General features: G+C 71.1%; 16 protein-coding genes. 6 read left to right on the top strand and 10 right to left on the bottom strand.

Translation table 11 applies throughout. The annotated features are described in order from the left end of the window. Positions 1 to 13: 13 nt before the first annotated feature. Positions 14 to 1,447 carry a PE-PGRS family protein gene (locus tag OG510_RS25335; RefSeq protein ID WP_406139793.1) on the top strand — a complete coding sequence of 478 codons (1,434 nt, stop codon included), beginning with the start codon at positions 14 to 16 and terminating at the stop codon, positions 1,445 to 1,447. A 40-nt stretch (positions 1,448 to 1,487) separates the two neighbouring features. On the opposite strand, the gene OG510_RS25330 is transcribed toward OG510_RS25335, so the two are convergent. The 8 genes from OG510_RS25330 to iolC all read right to left on the bottom strand — a co-directional run bounded on the left by OG510_RS25330 (position 1,488) and on the right by iolC (position 13,131). Then, positions 1,488 to 2,468: an aminoglycoside phosphotransferase family protein gene (locus OG510_RS25330; protein WP_406139791.1), complete on the bottom strand. Its 981-nt coding sequence runs from the start codon at positions 2,466 to 2,468 to the stop codon at positions 1,488 to 1,490. 134 nt (positions 2,469 to 2,602) lie between these two features. Then, entirely contained in the window at positions 2,603 to 4,498 is a 1,896-nt protein-coding gene (locus tag OG510_RS25325; protein WP_406139789.1) for an alkaline phosphatase family protein, read from the bottom strand. A gap of 269 nt (positions 4,499 to 4,767) precedes the next feature. Then, positions 4,768 to 6,042: an iron uptake transporter deferrochelatase/peroxidase subunit gene (efeB, locus tag OG510_RS25320; RefSeq protein WP_406139787.1), complete on the bottom strand. Its 1,275-nt coding sequence runs from the start codon at positions 6,040 to 6,042 to the stop codon at positions 4,768 to 4,770. Positions 6,043 to 6,228: 186 nt separating this feature from the next. Then, positions 6,229 to 7,524 carry an EfeM/EfeO family lipoprotein gene (locus OG510_RS25315; RefSeq protein WP_406139785.1) on the bottom strand — a complete coding sequence of 432 codons (1,296 nt, stop codon included), beginning with the start codon at positions 7,522 to 7,524 and terminating at the stop codon, positions 6,229 to 6,231. 175 nt (positions 7,525 to 7,699) lie between these two features. Next, positions 7,700 to 9,199, bottom strand: a complete 1,500-nt coding sequence (locus OG510_RS25310; protein WP_406139783.1) for a CoA-acylating methylmalonate-semialdehyde dehydrogenase — start codon at positions 9,197 to 9,199, stop codon at positions 7,700 to 7,702. A 19-nt stretch (positions 9,200 to 9,218) separates the two neighbouring features. Further along, on the bottom strand, positions 9,219 to 11,123 hold the full coding sequence (gene iolD / locus OG510_RS25305) for a 3D-(3,5/4)-trihydroxycyclohexane-1,2-dione acylhydrolase (decyclizing) (protein WP_406139781.1): 1,905 nt from the start codon (positions 11,121 to 11,123) through the stop codon (positions 9,219 to 9,221). Continuing rightward, the gene (gene iolB / locus OG510_RS25300) at positions 11,120 to 12,106 is read right to left on the bottom strand and encodes a 5-deoxy-glucuronate isomerase (protein ID WP_406139779.1); all 987 of its coding nucleotides are present in this window, start codon (positions 12,104 to 12,106) and stop codon (positions 11,120 to 11,122) included. The genes iolD and iolB overlap by 4 nt, the downstream gene beginning before the upstream one ends. Continuing rightward, positions 12,103 to 13,131, bottom strand: coding sequence for a 5-dehydro-2-deoxygluconokinase (gene iolC / locus OG510_RS25295; RefSeq protein WP_406142540.1), 1,029 nt, complete (start codon positions 13,129 to 13,131; stop codon positions 12,103 to 12,105). Before iolC ends, iolB begins: the two co-directional genes overlap by 4 nt. 467 nt (positions 13,132 to 13,598) lie before the next feature. Here iolC and OG510_RS25290 point away from each other — a divergent pair, with 467 nt between their 5' ends. Both OG510_RS25290 and OG510_RS25285 read left to right on the top strand, forming a co-directional pair. Further along, positions 13,599 to 13,790, top strand: coding sequence for an AlpA family transcriptional regulator (locus tag OG510_RS25290; protein WP_164264827.1), 192 nt, complete (start codon positions 13,599 to 13,601; stop codon positions 13,788 to 13,790). Positions 13,791 to 13,895: 105 nt separating this feature from the next. Beyond that, positions 13,896 to 14,270 (top strand): heavy-metal-associated domain-containing protein, encoded by a 375-nt coding sequence (locus OG510_RS25285; protein WP_406139777.1) that lies wholly within the window; start codon positions 13,896 to 13,898, stop codon positions 14,268 to 14,270. A 598-nt stretch (positions 14,271 to 14,868) separates the two neighbouring features. Here the strand turns inward: OG510_RS25285 and OG510_RS25280 are convergent. Beyond that, positions 14,869 to 16,167: a citrate synthase gene (locus tag OG510_RS25280; RefSeq protein WP_343235143.1), complete on the bottom strand. Its 1,299-nt coding sequence runs from the start codon at positions 16,165 to 16,167 to the stop codon at positions 14,869 to 14,871. A 133-nt stretch (positions 16,168 to 16,300) separates the two neighbouring features. Then, the gene (locus OG510_RS25275) at positions 16,301 to 18,571 is read right to left on the bottom strand and encodes an ATP-dependent RecD-like DNA helicase (RefSeq protein ID WP_406139775.1); all 2,271 of its coding nucleotides are present in this window, start codon (positions 18,569 to 18,571) and stop codon (positions 16,301 to 16,303) included. A gap of 210 nt (positions 18,572 to 18,781) precedes the next feature. Between OG510_RS25275 and OG510_RS25270 the strand changes: the two genes are divergently transcribed. The 3 genes from OG510_RS25270 to OG510_RS25260 are packed head-to-tail and all read left to right on the top strand — an operon-like array spanning position 18,782 to position 23,434. Further along, complete coding sequence (locus tag OG510_RS25270; RefSeq protein ID WP_406139773.1) at positions 18,782 to 19,906, top strand: LacI family DNA-binding transcriptional regulator; 1,125 nt, start codon at positions 18,782 to 18,784, stop codon at positions 19,904 to 19,906. Next, entirely contained in the window at positions 19,903 to 21,474 is a 1,572-nt protein-coding gene (locus OG510_RS25265) for a sugar ABC transporter ATP-binding protein (protein ID WP_406139772.1), read from the top strand. Before OG510_RS25270 ends, OG510_RS25265 begins: the two co-directional genes overlap by 4 nt. Continuing rightward, on the top strand, positions 21,464 to 23,434 hold the full coding sequence (locus OG510_RS25260; RefSeq protein ID WP_406139770.1) for a substrate-binding domain-containing protein: 1,971 nt from the start codon (positions 21,464 to 21,466) through the stop codon (positions 23,432 to 23,434). The genes OG510_RS25265 and OG510_RS25260 overlap by 11 nt, the downstream gene beginning before the upstream one ends. The last annotated feature ends 18 nt before the right edge of the window (positions 23,435 to 23,452 follow it).

Raw genomic sequence — 23,452 nt, 5'->3', positions numbered from 1 at the left:
GAAATCAGCCCCCATGCGGATGGCCAACCCCGATGACCTGGAACAGCTCGCCAAGCTCCTGGACGGGAAGGGCGGCGTACAGGACAAATTGGATGAGGCGTTCACCCGAGCCTCCCGACTCGGCGTCTCCAGTCACCTGACATCGCTCAAACCGCTGCGTTCCTGGACCCATGAAACCGGACCGGATCTCCGCAAGCGCGCTTCCATCGCCAGACTGGAGAGCGGCGACCCAGAGGCGGGAATGCGGTGGGCCGGATTCTCGGCGAAGGAACTTGAGAAATACCTCAAAGAACACAAAGGCAGCGGACTCACACCGGACGAATTCCTGCTCGCCAACTCCGTCGCAGCCAGCACGGATCCCGAAGCGTCCGTCTTCAAGCGGGACTCGAACGAGTCACTGAGCCACTGGATCGGCCGGATCAAGGCCCACGCGCTGGAGAAGATCCCCGGGCTCGAACCACATGCGGCGACCATCGTCAGCATCATGGACCTGTACGGCGACTGGAAGTCGGTGGGCGGCGCCACGGCGACCGTGACCATACAGGGAACGGCGCTCACCAAGGTCCTGGTCGGCAACTCCCTCAGAGCGGGCGTCCTTGGGCCCTGGAAGGACCGCATCGGCACGGCCCTCGCGAATTCCGGCAACGGTCTGATCAAGCGGGCGGGAAACAAGCTCGTCGCCTACTCCCCGAAGGTCCGCTCGCTCGGGGCGCCAGGGAGCTGGTTCCCGGGCAAGCTCAGCCAGTGGGCACAGAGGATTCCCGGAACGCGAGGAACCATCGCGGACTGGACAGGCAAGGGCTACGACCTTGTGCGCCGCTTGTCCATCATGAAGTCGCCGCTCTGGGAGGGCGGTGTTTCCGTCAACAGAGCCATCGACTTCGTGGTGGGCTCGGACTCCCTGGCTGCGCGATACGGAGGCATCACCCACGCGGGCCAGGCCGTGTCACGGGCCGGCAACGCCAACCTGTTCAAGGTCACGGGCAACATCTTCTCGAAGGCCCGCAGCCTCAACTTCAGCCGTACCACGTCGCTGGCGAAGGGGCTGGCGGGTGCCGGGAAGGTCGCGGGAGCCCTGCGGGGCGTCGGTATCGTCGGCGGCGTGGCCGCCACCGGCTTCAGCACGGCGAATGTCGTGGCTCAGGGCAACCCGGTCGCCGCTTTCAAGAGGGAGGGTGCCGGTTACGTCGCCGATGTTGCCGAAGCGGGCTTCAACGCGTCGATGACCGCGGCCATGATCGCCCCGAACCCCGTCACCATCGGCCTCGCCGTCGGCTTCGGGGCCGTCTACGGCGGCGCGAAGGTCGTCCAGCACTGGGGCGACATCAAGAAGGGCGCCGGGAAGGCGGCCGGCTGGGTGGGCGACAAGGCGTCCAAGGTCGGCGACGGCATCGCTCACGGTGCCAAGAGCCTGGCCAAGCACGCGAACCCTGCGAGCTGGTTCTAGCCGGCCGGACAAGGGCAGGCGGGCGTCGCGGGGACGCCTCTCACCGCTTCCGCGATGCCCTGCCGGCCGTCAGGAGAAACCCCGGTGCCCCCGTCGTGAGTGGGGCCGTCGCCCGGCACCAGGCGAGTACCCGGTCCGCCGACATTCCCGGTACGAGCGGGGTCAGTTCGGCGATGCGTCGTCGCAGACCGGGCTCGTCCGTGACTCCGTCGATGGCCCAGTCCGCCGCGTCGAAGTCCGGGTCGCCCAGGGTCGGCCGGGGGTCGATGGCCACGAGCCGGTGCCCGGGGCCGACCAGCACATTGGCCGGGTGCAGATCGCCGTGCACCAGCCCGTCGGCCGGACCGCTCCCGGCGAGCTCCAGCGCCGCGGCGCGTCCGCGCGCCAGCACCTCCGGGGCGTGGGCGCCGCGCCTGGCGGCCATGTCGTACATGAAGGCGATCCGGTCGCTGAGCGGCGGCAGCAGCAGGGGGCGGGCCTGCGGTGCGCGTCGGCGCGGTGCTGTGCGCAGGTCGGTCAGGAGCCGGGCGATGTCCGCGGTCGGCCAGCCGTGTTCCCGTACCCGAGTGCCCGGCTCGACCCCGGCCAGCAGCAGCGCCCCGGCGGCGAGGTCGCTGTCGAGCAGCCGGACGACGGACGGGGCGCCCGCCCAGGCGTCCAGCGCCTCGGCCTCCTGGGCGGCGACCACCGGATCGGGGGTGAGCTTCAGCCATACGGTGGCACTGCCCTCGTCGCCGTCGGCGGCATCGTCCGCGTAACGATCCGCGTCGCCGTCGGCGGCCCCGTCCGCGGAACCATGCGCGTCGCCGTTGGCCGCCCCGCCCCCTTCACCACCCGCGTGTCGCAGGCAGCGGTACACCCGGGAGGTGCCACCGCCGCCCGCCTCGCCGACGTCGAGGCCCCACCGGTCGGCGAGGGTGGCGACCAGGGTGGGGAGCGCGTCGTACCAGGGGCCGGCCGTGGGGCCGAAACGCGCGATCAGCCGGGCCCGGTTGCCGGGGGCCTGTTCTGCCGTGGCCATCGCGCTCTCCTGCCGTACGCCGTCCACCGCCCCCGTCGCGCGGCCGGTCGCGCCACCGTACCCGGAGGGCCCCGCCCGTCACCTGCCGTTTTCCCCGGGCCGGGCTCCTCCGGTCACGCGGCGCTTTCGGGCGCTCAGGCGTCCGTACGGTTCCTCCGGCGGCGCAGTACGAGCGCGGTGCCTCCCGCCGCCAGTACCAGTGCGGCTCCGATGCCGGTCGACACGGCGGCCGACGACGTCGTGCTCGCCGCGAGGTCCCGTGAGGTGAGGTCGGAGCTGGTGGCCGGTCCTGCTGTCCGGGTGGCCCCCGTCGAGTGCGGACGTGACCCCTGGGCCGGGATGCGGCGGACCGACTGCACCGATCCGTCCGAGTGGAGCAGCACCTGCTTGTTGTTCGGGTGCCTGAAGTCGAAGGCCGACGTCAGGGAGCCCGCGCGGGCGTCGAAGGAGGCGTCCCCGATGCGGCCCGTGTGCCAGTTGTCCTCGATGAAGCGGGTGACCGACGCCTGTTCGGTGCGGGTGTGGTCGACCGAATTGACCTTGCTGTACGGGGAGATGACAAGCAGCGGCTGCCGGGTGCCGGGGCCGCAGCGGTCGGCGTAGCCGCCAGCCGAGCGGGGGCCCGTCTGGCAGGCGGGGCTGTCGGTGGCCTTCCCGTTGGAGCCGGTCGTGGTGTCCTTCGAGCCGTTCTGCGGCTTCGCGTACGCGTGGTCGTACCAGCCGTCCGAGTCGTCGTAGGCGACGACGACGGCGGTGTCCTTCCACTCCGGGGACTTCTGGAGCTTGTTGATCCGGTCGACCAGGAAGTGCTGTTCGTCGGTCGGGTCCGAGTATCCGGCGTGGCCGTCCTGGAACTCCGACGCCTTGAGGAAGCTGACCGCGGGCAGCCGGTCCGCCTTCAGCGCGGCGTCGAAGTCGGTCAGGTCGTAGTTGTGGTTCGCGCGCCCGCTGTGGCCGATCTCGCTGACGTTCTTCGGGGCCAGGTGGTGCGGGTTGGACGTGGACCGGTAGTACTGGAAGGGCGAGTGGTGCGGGCTGTAGTCGACGGACGCGGCGCCGCCCACGTTGGAGTGGGTGCTTCCCGAGCACTTCGCGTAGTCGCCCTGCTTGCCGCTCCAGGCGGTGCTGGGCCGGAAGCCGCCCTGGAACCAGCCCCAGCTCACGCCCTTCTTGTTCAGCAGGTCACCGATGTTGCTGCCGTGCATGACGGCGAGCGCGTTCTTGCTGGTGTGGTCGCTGTTCGAGCAGTCGTCGTACGCCGGGTCGGGGTCGTTGGTGACCGTGCCGACGCCCTTGGCGTCCGGTGAGACGACCGTGTACGCGTCGGGCTTCGCCGTCTGCTTCGGGTGCTCGGTGCCGGACGCCGGGTCGACGGAGGTCACGCCGTGCGTCTGGCCGGAGATCAGATTGAGCGCACCGGGCGTGGAGGGGCCGTAGTTGGAGCTGTACGCGTTGTCGCCCAGGGAGTAGTGCTGGGCGTAGTTCCACAGTCCGGTGACCGTGTTGCCGTCGTAGTAGTCCATGACCAGGCCGGGCTCGCCGAAGAGGTTGCCCGAGCACTTTCCGGAGTCGGTGTTCTGGACGTACTGGTCGGCTCTGCCGCCGTTGGCCGCGTACTGCTCGGGCCCGTAGTTGTGGTTCTGGTCGCAGGTCAGCGCCTGGGATGCGGAGAGCCGGCGGGGCGTGTACTGGTTCGGGTTCTTCTTCAGCAGCCCGGCGTTGCTCAGGGTGTTGATGTTCTTCGGGGTGCGGGGGTCCGCCGTGAACTTCGTGCCGTCGGTGTTGGCCGCGTTCGGGTACGTACCGAAGTAGTGGTCGAACGAGACGTTCTCCTGGAAGATCACCACCAGATGCTTGACCGGGGTGGCCGTCGTCCCGTGGCTGCCACCCTGGTGCCCGTGGCCCGGTCCGTGCGCGTCCGCGAACGCGGAGGCCGGGCCCCCGAGGACGGTGAGCGCCGCGGCTCCGGCGATAGCGCCCCACCGTATCGCCCGCCGTCCGGGCCCCGCCGTTCTCCCTGTGCTGACCATGCTCTCCGCGCCTCCGCTGTGGGCTGCCGTGATCGTGCTTACGCGGAGGATGCTGCGCGCCCGCCACGACCGGGCGGCTGCGCGTCCGTGTCGCCGGGGTGAACAGCCAGTCACGAAGTCCGGGGGAAGACTTGACCGTTCCTTGGGGTCCTGGAGTCCTTGGCGTCCTCGGTGTCCTCGGTGTGTCCCTGGAGTCCTCGGTGTCCTCGGTGTCCCTGGAGTCCCCGGTGTCCTCGGTGTCCTTGGCCCGGGGGTTCCGTCGACACCCCCTAGGCGAGCAGGGCCCGGCCCAGCCAGTCCGTACGGTCGCGGACACCCGGCAGGGCGAAGAAGTAGCCCCCGCCGAACGGCTTGATGTAGTCCACCAGCGGCTCACCGGCCAGCCGCTTCTGCACCGTCTCGAACTGCCGGGCCAGATCCTGCTGGTAGCAGCAGAAGAGCAGCCCCATGTCGAGGTTGCCGTTGGAGTCCATGCCCCGGTCGTAGTTGTACGCGCGGCGCAGCAGCCGCTGCCCCTCGGTCTTCGGCGTCCGCGGGTTGGCCATCCGGATGTGGCTGTCCAGCGGGATCACATCGCCCTTCGGGTCCTGCGCGTACCGCGGGGAGTCGGACTCGTGGTTCCCGTCGAGCGGGGCGCCGGTGTCGCGGACGCGGCCGAACATCCGCTCCTGCTCGGTCAGCGAGACCCGGTCCCAGAACTCCACCAGCATCCGGATCAGCCGCACCACCTGGTAGCTGCCACCTGCCGTCCAGTCGGGCTCGGCACCCGCGCCCACCCAGACGAGCCGCTCCATCGCCGAGGCGTCTGCGGCGTCGGGGTTGGCCGTGCCGTCCTTGAACCCCAGGAGGTTACGGGGTGTTCCGCTGGGCCGGGCCGGGCTGCTGAAGCCGTCCATCCGCCAGCGCACCTGCATCGCACCCCGGGTGTGCCGTGCGATGTCGCGCAGGGCGTGCAGCACCACATCGCGGCTGTCCGCGCTGAGCTGCACACTGAGGTCGCCGTGGCACTCGGCCTGGACGAGGTCGTCGTCGGGGAAGGACGGCATGGCGGTGAGCCGCAGCGGCTTGCGGCCGTGCAGCCCGAAGCGGTCGTCGAAGAGGGAGGCGCCGACCCCGGCCGTGACGGTCAGCCCGCCGGCCGGGACCTGTGGCCCGAGCACACCGGAGTCGCTCGGTGGTGCGGTGATACCGAGCGGGGGCGGGGTGCCTCCGGTGGTGAGGAAACGGGCCCGCGAGGTGAGGGTGCGCAGCAGTTCGGTGAGGTCCCTGCGGCCGTCGGCGGTGACGTCGAAGGCCACGAACACCGTGGCCCGCTGCGGTGCTTCGAGGATGCCCGCCTGGTGCGCGCCGTGGAAGTCGGTACGGGAGGCGGCGGCCGGTGCGTCGGTGGTACCGGCCGGGGCGGCGGACGTGGCGGGCCGGTCCGCACCCACCAGGGCGGCCCCCGCTGCCACGGATCCCACCCCCAGCGCCGCACTGCGCAGGAATCCGCGCCTGCGTACCTCGTTCGCGCCGGTGCCTCCGGTGCCGCCGGTCCCGCTCATACCGTGCCTCCTGCTGGTCCCGTGCCGCGCCGCATACCGCAGCTCCGCATGGTTTCGTCATGCACGCCGTCCCGCAAGGGATTGCCCTCGCGGTTTCGCGTGCCGTTGTTGCCCGTGCCGTTGTTGCCCGTGCCGTTTTTACCTGGGCCGTTTTTACCTGGGCCGTTTTACCTGGGCCGTTGTCGCTCATGCTGTTCTGCGCAGGTCGCAGAGGGCTGCCACCTGGGACAGCAGCTCGGTCGCCTGGCTGACGTCGGCGTCGAGCCGCTCCCGGTCGGCGGTCTTCAGCCGGTCCACCGGGGTCCACCCGCCGTCGTGGCGCGATCCGTCCAGCGTGCGCCGGGTGCGGTCCAGCCAGGAGTCCAGGCGCGGCAGCTCCGGATCGCGTGTGGTGAGCAACGGCCGCAGTACGGAGAGCAGTTCACGCGTTCCGTCGAGGTTGGCGCGGACGGTGGCCAGGCTGGTGCCGCTGCCGCGGTCGGTGCGTCCTGTCAGCTCGGACTGGAGGGTGTTCTCCAGGACTTCATGGGCGCGCAGCCCCAGATCCGCGGGGTCCATGCGCTGCTGCGGCCAGCCGTCGCGCAGTGCGCGGACCGCCGTGTCCAGCCGGTCGGCCGGGCCGCGCAGCGCGGCGGCGGACTCGCCGTGCCACAGCCCGTACTCGACCCGGTGGAAGCCCTGGAAGCCGGGGTCGTGCGGCCCGCCGGGCAGCCCGGCTCCGGTGCCGTTGATGTCCGTGTCGGCGTCGCCGAACGTGCCGTACGCCGCGCCCATCCGCTCGTACACCAGATGGGCCGGCAGCCACGCGGCACGGGCCGCAGCCAGGTCGCCTCGGTCGACGGCCTTCCTCAGTACGGCGGTCTTCCGGGCGAGTTCGGCGGCACGGGCGCCGATCCACTTCTGGTAGGCGAGGGTCGGCGGGACCAGATCGTGCTCGGTCACCGGCACCGCGTGCGGGCCGCTCCCCCGCGCGCTGCCCGCGATGTGCACGGTGGGGCCGCGCACCGCGTCCGCGTCGTCGGGCAGACAGCTGAAGGCGTATGTACCGCCGCCGAGCGCCACCCGCATCTGCCGGGTCGTACCGGGCGCGAGTCCCTCGGTCTCCGCGTAGACGGCGCCGGTGCGGGGGTCGGTGAGGTCCACCTCGGCGGGGCCTGTGGAGGTGTTCGTCAGGTCGAAGACCTGGGTCCCCGGGTGCGGACGGGTCCAGCCGCGGCCGCAGGAGCCGGGCGAGACCTCGACAGCTGTGTGGCGCAGCCCGTCGGACGCGGCGGCCGGGTGCCCGGCCGTGGCGCCGGTCCTGTCGGTGGCGAGCAGCGCGCCGAGGGTGACCGCGACGGCCGTGGCGACGACGGCCGCCGCCCTCCATATCCGGCGGCCGACGGCGGGACCCCCATCGGAGCCGGAGCCGGGTCCGAGGCCCGAGCCGGAGCCAGGTCCGGAGCCGGAGCCGGGGCCGGTACCGGCAGCACTGGTGGGCACAGGGGTGGCTCCGTTCGTACGGCATACAGGCGGGGGCGGTCGGACGCCGTCATGCTAGGCATCCGTTCCGCCCCCGAACTGCCGTACGGGAGCCGTCCCGGGGTGAGTTCCCCGAGAGTTCACCGCCGCGCCATACGGCCGTCAGCGGTGAACGGGCTCCGGGATCGCTACCCGCTCAGTGGTTGCTCGGGAACCCCAGGTCGACGCCCGCCGGGGCGTCCGCCGGGTCGGGCCAGCGGGTGGTGACGACCTTGCCGCGGGTGTAGAAGTGCACCCCGTCGTTGCCGTAGATGTGGTGGTCGCCGAAGAGCGAGTCCTTCCAGCCGCCGAAGGAGTGGTAGCCGACCGGGACCGGGATCGGCACGTTGACGCCGACCATGCCGGCCTCGACCTCCAGCTGGAAGCGGCGGGCCGCGCCACCGTCCCGGGTGAAGATCGCGGTGCCGTTGCCGAACGGCGAGGCGTTCATCAGCGCCACGCCCTCCTCGTACGTGTCGACGCGCAGCACACACAGGACCGGGCCGAAGATCTCGTCCTTGTACGCGTCCGAATCGGTGGACACCCGGTCGAGCAGCGACAGGCCGATCCAGTGGCCGTCCTCGTGGCCCTCGACGGTGAACCCGGTACCGTCCAGGACGACTTCGGCGCCCTGCGCGGCCGCACCCGTGACGTACGAGGCGACCTTGTCGCGGTGCGCCCTGGTGATCAGCGGGCCCATCTCGGACGACGGGTCGTTGCCGGGGCCGATCGTGATCTTCTCGGCGCGCTCGCGGATCTTCGCGACCAGCTCGTCGGCGACGGAACCGACGGCGACGACCGCGGAGATCGCCATGCAGCGCTCGCCCGCCGAGCCGTACGCGGCGGAGACGGCGGCGTCGGCCGCGGCGTCCAGGTCGGCGTCGGGCAGCACCAGCATGTGGTTCTTGGCGCCGCCGAGCGCCTGGACGCGCTTGCCGTGCGCGGTGGCGGTGGCGTGGATGTGGCGGGCGATCGGGGTGGAGCCGACGAAGGAGACCGCGGCGACGTCCGGGTGGCTCAGCAGCCCCTCCACGGCGACCTTGTCCCCGTGCAGCACGTTCAGCACACCGTCAGGCAGGCCCGCCTCGGTGGCCAGCTCAGCCAGCAGGTTCGCGGCCGACGGGTCCTTCTCGCTGGGCTTCAGTACGAAGGTGTTGCCGCAGGCGATGGCCAGCGGGAACATCCACATCGGCACCATGGCCGGGAAGTTGAAGGGCGTGATGCCCGCGACGACACCGATCGACTGCCGGATCGACGAGACGTCGACCCGGCTGGAGACCTGGGTGGACAGCTCGCCCTTGAGCTGGGTGGTGATCCCGCAGGCCAGCTCCACGATCTCCAGACCGCGGGCGACCTCGCCGAGCGCGTCGGAGTGCACCTTGCCGTGCTCGGCGGTGATCAGCGCGGCGATCTCGTCACGGTGGGCGTCGAGGAGCGCCCGGTAGCGGAAGAGGACCGTGGTGCGCGTGGAGAGCGAGGAGGTTCCCCACGTCGTGTACGCGGCCTTCGCCGATGCGACCGCGGCGTCCACCTCGGCCTCGGAGGCCAGCGCGACCTGGGTGGTGACGGCGCCGGTCGCCGGATCGGTGACCGGACCCCAGTTGCCCGACGTGCCGTCGACGGCCCTGCCACCGATCCAGTGGTTGACGGTCTTCATGGTGAACGCTCCTAAAGCCTTAGAGATGACGGCGTCGGGCTGCGACCTGCCGGTCGTACTCCTCCCGGGCCCCGACCGCCGAGGGGCGAGTGGCGGTCTCGGCCACAGGAACATCCCACCATGCCTGCGGCGGGGGCGGCCCCGACACTGTGTCTGCCGTTTCGGTCTCCACGTAGACACATGTGGGACGGTCCGACGCCCGTGCGGCGGCCAGGGCTTCGCGCAGGTCACGCAGGGTCTTGGCGCGCAGCACATCGAGTCCGAGACTGGCCGCGTTGGCCGCCAGGTCGACGGGCAGCGGGTCGCCGGTGTACGTGCCGTCCGGGGCCCGGTAGCGGTACGCCGTACCGAAGCGTTCGGCGCCCACCGACTCCGAGAGGCCGCCGATCGAGGCGTACCCGTGGTTCTGCAGGACCACCACATTGACCGGGAGGCCCTCCTGGACCGCGGTGACGATCTCGGTGGGGTTCATCAGATAGGTGCCGTCGCCGACCAGCGCCCAGACGGGCCGTCCCGGAGCCGCCAGCTGGACACCGATCGCGGCGGGGATCTCGTAGCCCATGCAGGAGTAGCCGTACTCGACGTGGTACTGGTCGGCGGAGCGGGTCCGCCACAGCTGGTGCAGGTCGCCGGGGAGCGAGCCCGCCGCGTTGATGACGATGTCGTCGCCGGTCACCAGCGCGTCGAGCGCCCCGAGCACCTGCGTCTGGGTGGGCGCGGCGTCCTCGCTGCCCGTGTAGGCGGCGGTGACCCGTACCTCCCACTCCGCCTTCGCGGCCCGGTAGCCGCGCTCGTACGCGTCGGACACCCGGTGCCCGGTGAGAGCGCCGGTCAGCCGCTCGATGGCGGCGCGGGCGTCGGCGACGAGCGGCAGCGCGGACAGTTTGTGCGCGTCGGACCCGGCGATGTTGATGTTGACGAACCGGACGCCCGGGTGCTGGAAGAGCGTCCCCGAAGCGGTGGTGAAGTCGGTGTAGCGGGTGCCGACCCCGATGACCAGGTCGGCGGCGCGGGCCAGCCCGTCGGCGGTGGCGGTGCCGGTGTGGCCGATGCCTCCGACGTCCGCCGGGTGGTCGTACGGCAGGGCGCCCTTGCCCGCCTGGGTGGAGGCCACCGGGATGCCGGTCCCTTCGGCGAGGGCGCGCAGGGCTTCCTGGGCGCCGCTGTGGCGTACCCCGCCGCCCGCGATGATCAGCGGGCGCCGGGCGGCGCGGACCGCGGCGACCGCTTCGGCGAACTCGGTGGCGTCCGGCCGCCGTACGGGCACCCGCCAGACCCGCTCGGCGAAGAACTCCTCCGGCCAGTCGTACGCCTCGGCCTGTACGTCCTGCGGCAGCGCGAGCGTCACGGCGCCGGTCAGCTCCGGATCGGCGAGGACCCGCATCGCGGCGAGCGCGGCCGGGATCAGCGCCTCGGGGCGGGTGATCCGGTCGAAGTACTTGGAGACAGGACGCAGGCAGTCGTTGACGGACAGGTCGCCCGCGTACGGGACTTCGAGCTGCTGGAGCACCGGGTCGGCCGGGCGGGCCGCGAACGTGTCGCCGGGGAGCAGCAGCACCGGCAGGTGGTTGACGGAGGCGAGGGCGGCGCCGGTGACCAGGTTGGTGGCGCCGGGGCCGATGGAGGTGGTGACGGCGTGCGCGGAGAGCCGGCCGGACTGCCGGGCGTAGCCGACGGCCGCGTGCACCATCGCCTGCTCGTTGCGGCCCTGGTGGTACGGCATCGCGCCCCGGCCGGTCTCGGTGAGCGCCTGGCCGATCCCGGCGACGTTGCCGTGGCCGAAGATGCCCCAGGTGGCGGCGATCAGCCGGTGGCGGTGGCCGTCGCGCTCGGTGTACTGGCGCGCCAGGAAGGCCACCAGGGCCTGGGCGGTGGTCAGCCGGCGGGCGGCCGGGGCGTGGCCGTCGGCCTGACGGGCGATCATCGGCGGTCCTCCTGGGCTGCGTTGCCGTACAGCGGGAGCCTCGGGTCGACGGGCTGCGTCTCCCAGGTCTGCCGGATCCAGCCGTGGTCGGGGTGGTCGCTGATCAGCCACGCGCGCTCGGCGCCGGGCCCCGCCATCACATTGAGGTAGTACATGTGGTGGCCGGGGGTGGCCATCGAAGGGCCGTGCCAGCCGTCCGGGATCAGCACCGTGTCACCGCTGCGGACTTCGGCGAGCAGATCGGTGCCGCCTGGCCTGGACGGGGAGACCCGGTGGTAGCCGGGGCCGCCGTCCGCGATCTCGAAGTAGTAGATCTCCTCAAGGACCGACTCCTCGCCGGGGCGGTACTCGTCGTGCTTGTGCGGCGGGAAGGAGGACCAGTTGCCGCCGGGGGTGAGCACCTCGACGGCGATCAGCCGGTCGCAGGCGAAGGTGTCGGCGGCCGCGAAGTTGTTGACCTGGCGCGAGCAGCTGCCGCTGCCGCGCAGCTCGACGGGAACCTCCGGCGCGGGGCCGTAGCGGGCGGGGAGTCGTCGCTCGCACTTCGCTCCTGCCAGGGCGAAGCGGCCTCCCGCACCGGAGGAGATCTGCGCGCGGGCGTCGCGCGGCAGGTAGGCGAAGTCGGTGACTCCGGCGAACACCCCTGCCCTGCCCCGCAGTTCGAAGCTCTCCCCGTCGACAAGGACCGTACAGCCCCCGGTGAGCGGCAGCACGATCCATTCGCTGTCCGCCGTGGAAAGACGGTGTGAACCTCCGGGGGCGAGCTCCAGGATCCGCAGCGCCGACCGGTCCCAGCCGGCCCGCTCGGGGCCGATGTCCAGGGCGTACGGAGCACGGGCCGCGCTGCCCGCCCGTACCAGCGGGGCTGTGGTGTGCGGAGGGGAGTCCGACGGGGCCGGGCCCTGCCGTCGGCTGCGGGACGGGGCCGGGCCCTGCCGTCGGTCGTCCGACGCTGCTGTGCCCTGCTGCCGGTTGTCGTTCATTCGTCCCTCCCGGGCGGCCGGAGCAGCCCCCCGGCGATGTCCACCGCGCCCGCCACGTCCGCGCCCGCGGGGCAGGCGCGTACGTCCCGGAGGGCCGCTTCGACCTCGGACGGGTAGGGCATCGCGGACGAGCAGGCCAGCCGGGACGCGACGATCGCGCCGGCCGCGTTGGCGTACCGCATGGTGCGCTCCAGCTCCCACCCGGCGAGCAGCCCGTGGCAGAGCGCGCCGCCGAACGCGTCGCCCGCGCCGAGGCCGTTGACCACTTCCACCGGGACCGGCGGCACCTCGGCGGTGCGGCCGTCGCGGTGCACGGCCAGGACGCCGCCCGGGCCCTGCTTGACGACGGCCAGCTCCGGCCCCAGGGCGAGCAGCGCTTCGGCCGCCGCGCGGGGTTCGCGCTCACCGGTGGCGATCTCGACCTCGTCGATGTTGCCGACGGCCACCGTGGTGTGGCGCAGCGCGCCGAGGTAGTGCGGCTTCGGGTCGTCGGACCAGAACATCGGGCGCCAGTCCAGGTCGAAGACGGTGGCGCGAGGCCCCTGAGGTGTGGCCCGCGGCTGCTCGGGCGCGGCCGCGCGGGCGGCCAGCGCGGTGAGCGTCGCCGTACGGCTGGGCTCGGCGCAGAGGCCCGTCCCGGTCATCCAGAACACCCGCGCGGCCCGGATCTCCCCGAGGTCCAGCTCCTCCCCGTACAGCTCCAGATCGGGCGCCTTGGGCTGCCGGTAGAAGTACAGCGGGAAGTCGTCCGGCGGGAACACCTCACAGAAGGTCACCGGGGTGGGCAGGCCGGGCACCGGGGTCACCCAGCGGTCGTCGACGCCGAAGGCCCGCAGCTCCTGGTGGAGATACTCACCGAACGGGTCGGCGCCCGTCCGGGTGACGACGGCCGTCCGGTGCCCCAGCCGCGCGGCCGCGACGGCGACATTCGCCGCGGAGCCGCCGAGGAACTTGCCGAAGGTGTCGACCCGCGCCAGTGGGACACCGGCCTGCAAGGGGTAGAGGTCCACCCCGATCCGGCCCATCGTGATCAGGTCGTACACCCTGCACGTCCTCTCCATCGGCGGGCGGCCCCCGGTCCCGCGGCCGGGTGGCCGGGCCCGGGTAACGGGCCCTCAGGTCTAACTCCCCCCTCGGAGCCCTGTCAACGCATTGTCCGGACATTCGGACGAATGCGAGGAGCGCCGGACCGGGGCCGGCCGACCGCCGGACCGGGGCCGCTCGACCGCCGGACCGGGGCCGCTCGACCGCCGGATCCGCATGTGTTCGCCCCTATTTCCTCATGTGCCGCTTGAGTCACAGGAGTTACCTTCCCGTCACGCATGTCCGCGTTACGCGGCCTTTCGGTCACAGGAGGTCAACAGCTCCTCCGTCGCCCTCTTAGGACCCCGTTGTCCGGGGAGAGGCTGAATTGATCACCAATGCGCAGCCCCGCGCGACTCCCCCGACGGCCCCCAGGCCGGCGTCGCGCGGCAGGCAGGGAGGTACGGGTATGACCGACCGGAAGCTCTGGTCCTACAAGGAGATCGCCGCACACATCCGGGTGCAGCCGGACACGGTGCGCTCGTACCGGAAACACGGGCTGCTGCCGCCGCCCGACCAGGTGGAGCACGGCAAGCCCTACTGGTACGCGGAGACCATTCGGCTCTGGGTGTCACGCAGGCCGAGCAACAGAGGCCGTTAGGGCCACCAACAGACAGGCAGGGGCCCAACGGGCGGGCCCCGGTGGCCGCCGGGAGCCCCGGGCGCACCATGGGGAGGTACGAACATCCGCACAGAGGAGAGCAGCATGAGCGCCGAGACAGAGACTTCCCAGCCCGGGGCTCCCCGGCCCGGCATCGCCTATCTCGGGAACCCGCAGTCCGGCCCGCCCGCCGAGCCCGCGGAGCCCGCCCCCGCGTCCGGCTGCTGCGGCGGCGGGTGCTGCGGCGGCGGCGCGGAGGCCGATGCGGGCGGGGTCACCGCCGTCTACCAGGTGACCGGGATGGACGGTGAGCACTGCGAGGGCGCCGTCTCGCTCGAAATCGCCGAGCTGGCCGGTGTCACGGGTGTCACGGCCGACGCAACCACCGGACAGGTCACCGTGGTCTCGCAGGCCCCACTGGACGAGGGGACCGTGCGCTCGGTGCTGGACGAGGCGGGATACGGACTCGCGGGACACTGACCCGCCGGGCACGGACCCGCCGGACACCGGCTCGCCGGACACGGGCCCGGTTCCGGTGCCCGTTACGTGGAGATCTCCTGGTGGCCGGGGTGCCCGGCCACCTCTGCGGGAGGTATAGCCATGGCCATCTCTTGGCTGTTCGTAGTGACAAACAGCCCGGAATTGCGTACCTTCACAGGACGTTCACAACGAGATTCACATCACACGTTTGGGGGGGTAACCATTCCGGTGCCTCGAGTGTCTAAGTGAACGATGCCAAGGATGTCTTGGGGGACGTCCGGTGGAACATCTTGGGGGATGTTCCGGGCAAGCGTTGGCCGGGGCACGTGCTGCGGGGAGCTTGAGCGGCCCACCCGTCGAGTACGTACCCCGGCAGACCGCGCGCCGTGGCAGCAGCAGTGGTACGTGGAGTGGCATCTGCGCCCAACAGACGCCCGGACCGGATCCCGTGGGGGGAATCCGCCCGGGGAAACGGGAAGCGCCCCGTATCGTCGACCCGTGGGGGGATCGACGGCGGGGCGCTTTTCGGTTGCCGTGCGGTGCGGCCGCCCTTCGGACGACCGCGACGCAGAACAGCCTCAGTGCGGAACGACCGGTGTCAGCGGCCTTCGACCGGCGTGAAGTCGCGCAGGACCTCACCGGTGTAGATCTGGCGCGGGCGGCCGATGCGGCTGCCGGGCTCCTTGATCATCTCGTGCCACTGGGCGATCCAGCCGGGCAGCCGGCCGATCGCGAACAGCACGGTGAACATCTCGGTCGGGAAGCCCATGGCGCGGTAGATCAGGCCCGTGTAGAAGTCCACGTTCGGGTAGAGCTTCCGCTCGACGAAGTACTCGTCGGCCAGCGCGTGCTCCTCCAGCTTCAGCGCGATGTCGAGCAGCTCGTCATCCTTGCCGAGGGCCGAGAGGACATCGTGCGCCGCAGCCTTGATGATCTTCGCCCGGGGGTCGAAGTTCTTGTAGACGCGGTGCCCGAAGCCCATGAGCTTCACGCCGTCTTCCTTGTTCTTCACCTTGCGGATGAAGGTGTCGACGTCGCCGCCGGACTGCTTGATGCCTTCGAGCATCTCCAGCACCGACTGGTTGGCGCCACCGTGCAGCGGGCCCCACAGCGCGCTGATACCGGCGGAGATCGAGGCGAACATGTTCGCCTGCGAGGAGCCGACCAGACGCACGGTGGAGGTCGAACAGTTCTGCTCGTGGTCCGCGTGCAGGATGAACAGCTTGTCCAGCGCGGAGACGACGACCGGGTCCGGCACGTACTCCTGCGAGGGGACCGAGAAGGTCATCCGCAGGAAGTTCTCCACGTACCCGAGGTCGTTGCGCGGGTAGACGAACGGGTGGCCGATCGACTTCTTGTACGCGTACGCCGCGATGGTCGGAAGCTTGGCGAGAAGGCGGATCGTCGAAAGGTGACGCTGCTCCTCGTCGAAGGGGTTGTGGCTGTCCTGGTAGAACGTGGACAGCGCGCTGACCACCGAGGACAGCATCGCCATCGGGTGCGCGTCACGCGGGAAGCCGTCGAAGAAGCGCTTGACGTCCTCGTGCAGCAGCGTGTGCTGGGTGATCTCGTTCTTGAAGGTCGACAGCTCGTCGACCTGGGGGAGCTCACCGTTGATCAGCAGGTAGGCCGTCTCGAGGAAGCTGGACTGCTCGGCCAGCTGCTCGATCGGGTAACCGCGATAGCGCAGGATGCCCTGCTCGCCGTCGAGGTAAGTGATCGCGGATTTATAGGCGGCCGTGTTGCCGTATCCGCTGTCCAGTGTCACCAGCCCGGTCTGGGCTCGGAGCTTCCCGATGTCGAAGCCCTGGTCGCCGACGGTGCTGTCGATCACCGGGTAGGTGTGCTCGTCATCGCCGTACCGCAGTACTACAGCCTTGTTAGCGTTCTCGCTCACGTCATCCCTCACCGACGTAGTGCCTCTTCTTCGAGGTGCCCTGACTGTCTCTACCATCCCCCACTTGGCTCAGCAGAGTGCACTCGGGGTCGCCCGTTGGGCTATTTGGCGGCACTGAGTGCCGCCAACCTACTTATCCTGCCCTCTTCGCCCCGGTTCCGGAACCCCGGGGTGACGATTCCCACGGTCTGTCGTCCGCGCCGCCTCCCGCCAGTCTGTGGCCCAGCGCCGTGAACCGCCTGCCCGCGGAGACCGTGCGCACCGCCTGGCCGATCGCCTTGCGGGAGCCGACCAGGACGACCAGCTTCTTCGCCCGTGTGACGGCCGTATAGAGCAGATTGCGCTGGAGCATCATCCAGGCACCCGTGGTGACCGGGATGACCACGGCCGGATACTCGCTGCCCTGCGAGCGGTGGATCGTCACCGCGTACGCGTGCGCCAGCTCGTCCAGCTCGTCGAACTCGTACTCCACCTCCTCGTCCTCGTCGGTGAGCACGCTCAGCTTCTGGTCCTCCGGGTTGAGCGAAGTGACCACGCCCACCGTGCCGTTGAAGACGCCGTTGGCACCCTTGTCGTAGTTGTTGCGGATCTGGGTGACCTTGTCGCCGACGCGGAAGACCCGGCCGCCGAACCGCTTCTCGGGCAGGCCCGGCCTGGCGGGGGTGATCGCCTGCTGGAGCAGCCCGTTGAGCGTGCCGGCGCCGGCCGGGCCGCGGTGCATGGGGGCCAGCACCTGGATGTCCCGCCGCGGGTTCAGCCCGAACTTCTGCGGGATGCGGCGGGCCGCCACATCGACCGTGAGCCGCCCGGCCTCCTCCGTCTCGTCCTCCACGAACAGGAAGAAGTCCGGCAGGCCCTGGGTGACCGGGTGCACCCCCGAGTTGATCCGGTGGGCGTTGGTGACCACCCCCGACTGCTGGGCCTGGCGGAAGATCCGGGTCAGCCGGACACTCGGCGCCGGGCTAGTGGCCGACAGCAGATCGCGCAGCACCTCACCGGCGCCGACGGACGGCAGCTGGTCCACATCGCCGACGAGCAGCAGATGCGCGCCCGGGGCGACGGCCTTGACCAGCTTGTTGGCGAGGAGGAGATCGAGCATCGACGCCTCGTCCACCACGACCAGATCCGCGTCGAGCGGGCGGTCCCTGTCGTACGCCGCGTCACCGCCCGGCTTCAGTTCGAGCAGGCGGTGCACCGTGGACGCCTCGGCGCCGGTCAGCTCGGCGAGCCGCTTGGCCGCACGGCCGGTCGGCGCCGCGAGCACCACCTTGGCCTGCTTGGCACGGGCCAGCTCGACCACGGAGCGGACCGTGAAGGACTTGCCGCAGCCGGGGCCCCCGGTCAGCACCGCGACCTTCTCGGTGAGCGCGAGGCGGACCGCGGCCTGCTGCTCGGGCGCCAGCTCGGCGCCGGTGCGCCCGGCCAGCCAGACCAGCGCCTTCGCCCAGTCGACGTCGCGGAAGGCGGGCATCCGGTCCTGCTCGGTGCGCAGCAGCCTGACCACCTGGGACGCGAGCGAGATCTCGGCCCGGTGGAAGGGGACCAGATAGACCGCGGTGACCTGCTCATCGCCGCCTTCGGGCCCGGGCACCCGCTCCCGTACGACACCTTCGTCGGCGGCCAGCTCGGCCAGGCAGTCGATGACGAGCCCGGTGTCGACCTGGAGGAGCTTGACCGCGTCGGAGATCAGCTGCTCCTCGGGGAGGAAGCAGTGGCCCTGGTCGGTGGACTGGGAGAGCGCGTACTGAAGGCCGGCCTTGACGCGCTCCGGCGAGTCGTGCGGGATGCCTACGGCCTGGGCGATGCGGTCGGCGGTGAGGAAGCCGATGCCCCAGACGTCGGCCGCCAGGCGGTACGGCTCGTTCCGCACGACGGAGATCGAGGCGTCGCCGTACTTCTTGTAGATCCGGACGGCGATGGAGGTGGAGACCCCGACCCCCTGGAGGAAGATCATCACTTCCTTGATCGCCTTCTGCTCCTCCCAGGCGGCGCCGATCATCTTCGTCCGCTTGGGGCCGAGCCCCGGCACCTCGATGAGGCGCTTGGGCTGCTGCTCGATGATGTCGAGCGTGTCCAGGCCGAAGTGTGTGGTGATCCGGTCGGCCATGACCGGGCCGATGCCCTTGATCAGCCCGGAGCCGAGATAGCGGCGGATGCCCTGGATGGTGGCGGGCAGGACCGTCGTGTAGTTCTCCACGGTGAACTGCTTGCCGTACTGGGAGTGGGAGCCCCAGTGGCCCTCCATGCGCAGCGACTCGCCGGGCTGGGCGCCGAGCAGTGAGCCGACGACGGTCAGCAGGTCGGCGCCGCGGCCGGTGTCGACGCGGGCGACCGTGTAGCCGTTCTCCTCGTTGGCGTAGGTGATCCGCTCCAGGACCCCTTCCAGCACTGCCATGTTGGACATGGTCCGACGTTACCGCCGGGGTCCGACAGCCCGGTACGGAGCGCCGGTCGCGGTCCGTGCGGGTGCCCGGCCGGCCATCACCGCCGGCCTCACCCCGACCATCACGATCGGGTCACGGAGTGCCGGGCTCCTCTTGACCGCCGCCTATGTAATCGATTCCAATCTCCCGTGTAATCGATTCCATGCGGCCCACAAGGAGGTGGTCCAGCGATGGCGAGCATCAAGGACGTCGCAGCCGGCGCGGAGGTCTCCGTCGCCACGGTGTCCCGGGTACTCAACGGTCATCCGTCGGTCAGGCCCGACACCCGCGCCCGGGTGATGGCCGCCGTGGAGGCACTCGGTTACCGGCCGAACGCGGTGGCCAGGTCCCTGCGCACCCAGCAGACCCGCACCCTCGGCCTGGTCATCAGCGATGTGCTGAACCCGTACTTCACCGAGCTGGCCCGCTCCGTCGAGGACGAGGCCCGCGCGCACGGCTACAGCGTGATCATCGGCAACGCCGACGAGCAGCCCGCCCTCCAGGACCACCACATCCGCACCCTCGTCGACCGCCGGATCGACGGGCTGCTGGTCAGCCCCACCGACGGCGGCTCGCCCCTGATGCTCGACGCGGTCAGGGCCGGCGTGCCGATGGTCTTCGTGGACCGCTGGATCCCGGGCGTGGACGTCCCCGTCGTACGGTCCGACGGGCGCGGCGCCGTCCGCGACCTGGTCGCCCACCTGTACGCGCTGGGCCACCGCAGGCTCGCCATCATCGCGGGCCCGGCCACGACCACCACCGGCAGCGAGCGCGTGGACGCCTTCCGCGAGGCGCTGCACGAGCACGGGCTGCCCCTTCCGGACGCCAGGATCGGCCACGGCGACTTCCAGGCGGACAGCGGGCGCCGGGAGGCGGCCAGGCTACTGGCGCTCGCCGAGCCCCCCGACGTGATCTTCGCGGCCGACAATCTGATGGCGCTCGGCGCGATGGACGCCATCCGCGCCCAGGGGCTGCGTATCCCGCAGGACATCGCGCTGGCCGCCTTCGACGACATCCCGTGGTTCGTGCACACCGACCCGCCGATCACGGCCATCGCCCAGCCGACCGGTGAACTCGGCCGGGCCGCCGTACGCGCCCTCATCGACCGGCTCGACGGCCGGGAGCCGCACTCCGCGATCCTCCCGGCCCGGCTGGTGGTCCGCCGCTCGTGCGGCGAACCCCCGCCCGACACCGGCGCCGCGATCACCCCGGCGACCACCCCCGTCCCCGCGAGAACCCCCGTCCCCACGGCCGCATCCCCGGCGGCGCAGCCGCCCGTGTCCCCCGCCCGCACGCCGAACAGGAGCAACCGGTGAACGTCCCCGACGAGTTGCTGCGTATCGAAGGCATACGCAAGACCTTCCCCGGAGTGGTCGCGCTCGACAGCGTCGACTTCGACCTGCGCCGCGGCGAGGTCCATGTCCTGCTCGGCGAGAACGGCGCGGGCAAGAGCACCCTCATCAAGATGCTCTCCGGCGCCTACCGCCCCGACAGCGGCAGGGTCTTCGCCGAGGGGCGCGAGGTCCGGATCCACAGCGCGCAGGACGCCGAGCGCCTCGGGATCGCCACGATCTACCAGGAGTTCAACCTGGTACCCGATCTGACGGTCGCCGAGAACATCTTCCTCGGCCGCCAGCCGCGCCGCTTCGGGATGATCGACCGGGCCAGGGTGGAGCAGGACGCCGCCGGGCTGCTGGCCCGCGTCGGCCTCGACATCGCGCCCCGTACCAAGGTCCGTGAACTGGGCATCGCCCGGCTCCAGATGGTGGAGATCGCCAAGGCGCTCAGTCTGGACGCCCGGGTCCTGATCATGGACGAGCCGACCGCCGTGCTCACATCCGGCGAGGTGGAGAAGCTGTTCGGGCTGGTCCGCGCGCTCCGCGAGGACGGCGTCGGGATCGTCTTCATCACCCACCACCTCGAAGAGATCGCCGCGCTCGGCGACCGGGTCACCGTGATCCGCGACGGCCGCAGCATCGACCAGGTCCCCGCCGACACCCCGGAGGACGAACTGGTCCGCCTGATGGTCGGCCGCAGCATCGAGCAGCAGTACCCGCGGGAGCGCCCGGCCGCCACGGATGACCCCGGCACCGGGGCCGACGCTGCGCCGCTGCTCTCCGTACGCGGACTGGGCCGGGACGGCGTCTTCCACGACATCACCTTCGAGGTGCGGGCCGGTGAGGTCGTCGGCATCGCCGGGCTCGTCGGGGCCGGCCGGACCGAGGTCGCCCGCGCGGTCTTCGGGGCCGACCCGTACGACAGGGGCACCGTCGACGTCGTCGGCAGACGGCTCCCACGGCACGACGTCAACGCGGCGATGGGCGCCGGGATCGGTCTGGTCCCCGAGGACCGCAAGGGCCAGGGCCTGGTGCTCGATGCCTCGGTCGAGGAGAACCTCGGCCTGGTCACGCTGCGCTCCGCCACCCGCGCAGGCCTCGTCGACATCAAGGGCCAGCAGGCCGCGGCGGCCCGGGTCGCCGGACAGCTCGGCGTACGGATGGCCGGGCTCGGCCAGCACGTCCGCACCCTGTCCGGCGGCAACCAGCAGAAGGTCGTCATCGGCAAGTGGCTGCTCGCCGACACGAAGATCCTGATCCTGGACGAGCCGACGCGCGGGATCGACGTCGGCGCCAAGGTCGAGATCTACCAGCTCATCAACGAGCTGACGGCGTCCGGCCACGCGGTCCTGATGATCTCCAGCGATCTGCCCGAGGTGCTCGGTATGAGCGACCGGGTGCTGGTGATGGCACAGGGCCGGATCGCCGGTGAACTCCCCGCCCACGAGGCGACCCAGGACGCGGTGATGGCACTCGCCGTCAGCGCGGCAACCCCCCACAGCCCCCACAACGAAGTGAAGGAAGCAGAGGGTTCCCGTGACCACTGACACGCTCAAGAGCACTACGGGCGCGAGTGGCGCCTCTGCGGTCGTCCGCCGCATCCTGCTCGACAACGGCGCGCTGAGCGCCCTGGTCGTCCTGGTGGTGGCGATGTCGCTGCTCTCCGGCGACTTCCTGACCACCCAGAACCTGCTCAACGTCGGTGTACAGGCCGCCGTGACCGCGATCCTCGCGTTCGGTGTCACCTTCGTCATCGTCTCGGCGGGCATCGACCTCTCGGTCGGCTCGGTCGCCGCGCTCTCCGCGACCGTACTGGCCTGGACGGCGACCTCCGAGGGGATACCGGTCTGGATCGCGGTGATCCTCGCCGTCGCCACCGGCATCGCCTGCGGTCTGGTCAACGGCGTACTCATCTCGTACGGCAAACTCCCGCCGTTCATCGCGACGCTGGCCATGCTCTCCATCGGCCGCGGTCTGTCGCTCGTCATCTCGCAGGGCAGCCCGATCGCCTTCCCCGGCTCGGTCTCCTCGCTCGGTGACACCCTCGGCGGCTGGCTGCCCGTCCCGGTCATCGTGATGATCGCGATGGGCCTGATCACGGCGCTGATCCTGGCCCGTACGTACATCGGCCGCTCCATGTACGCCATCGGCGGCAACGAGGAGGCCGCCAGGCTCTCCGGGCTGCGGGTCAAGCGGCAGAAGCTCGCCATCTACGCGCTCTCCGGGCTCTTCGCCGCCGCCGCGGGCATCGTCCTCGCGTCCCGGCTCTCCTCCGCGCAGCCGCAGGCGGCCGACGGGTACGAGCTGGACGCCATCGCCGCCGTCGTCATCGGCGGGGCCAGCCTGGCGGGCGGTGTCGGCAAGGCGTCCGGCACCCTGATCGGCGCGCTGATCCTGGCGGTGCTCCGCAACGGCCTCAACCTCCTGTCGGTCTCGGCGTTCTGGCAGCAGGTCGTGATCGGTGTGGTCATCGCGCTCGCCGTCCTGCTCGACACGCTGCGCCGCCGCGCCGGTTCAGGTGCGGGCGCCGGTGGGGCCACCGCCGGTGCCGGGCCGGGCGGGCCCGGCGGCAAGGGCAGGCAGGCGGCGAAGGCCGGTATCGCCGTCGTCGTGGTGGCGGCCGTCGTGGGCGCCGTCACCTACGTCAACTCCGGTTCGTCGTCCGGCGGCAGGACCAAGGTCGGGCTGTCCCTGTCCACCATGAACAACCCGTTCTTCGTACAGATGAAGGCGGGCGCCCAGCAGGAGGCCAAGGCCGAGCACGTCGACCTGACCGTCACCGACGCGCAGAACGACGCCTCCCAGCAGGCCAACCAGATCGAGAACTTCACCAGCGCCGGCGTCAAGGCCGTGATCATCAACCCGGTGGACTCGGACGCGGCGGCTCCCTCCGTACGCGCGGCCGACAAGGCGGGCATCCCGGTGGTCGCGGCCGACCGCGGCGTCAACAAGGCGGACACCGCGACCCTCGTCGCGTCGGACAACATCGCGGGCGGCAAGCTCGCCGCGAAGACCCTGGCGGCCAAGCTCGGCGGCAAGGGCAGGATCGTCGTCCTCCAGGGCACGGCGGGCACCTCGGCCAGCCGCGAGCGCGGCCAGGGCTTCGAGGAGGGCATGAAGGCGTACCCGGGCATCAAGATCGTCGCCCGGCAGCCCGCGGACTTCGACCGCACCAAGGGCCTCGACGTCATGACCAACCTGCTCCAGGCCAACCACGGCATCACCGGCGTCTTCTCCGAGAACGACGAGATGGCCCTCGGCGCCATCAAGGCCCTCGGCTCCAAGGCGGGCACCTCCATCCCGGTGGTCAGCTTCGACGGCACGCCCGACGGACTGAAGGCCGTCAAGGCCGGCACCCTGTACGCCACGGTCGCCCAGCAACCCGCCGAGCTGGGCAAACTGGCGGTGCAGAACGCGCTCAGGGCCTCGCACGGCAAGAAGGTCGGCAGCATGGTGAAGGTGCCGGTCAAGGTCGTCACCAAGAAGAACGCCGCCGACTTCTCCTGACAGGGCCGCCGACAGGCC

This window comes from Streptomyces sp. NBC_01089 (genome assembly GCF_045162975.1).
Lineage (GTDB): Bacteria > Actinomycetota > Actinomycetes > Streptomycetales > Streptomycetaceae > Streptomyces.
The sequence above is the reverse complement of the archived record's forward strand: the minus strand, read 5'-3'. Positions and strand labels throughout refer to the sequence as shown.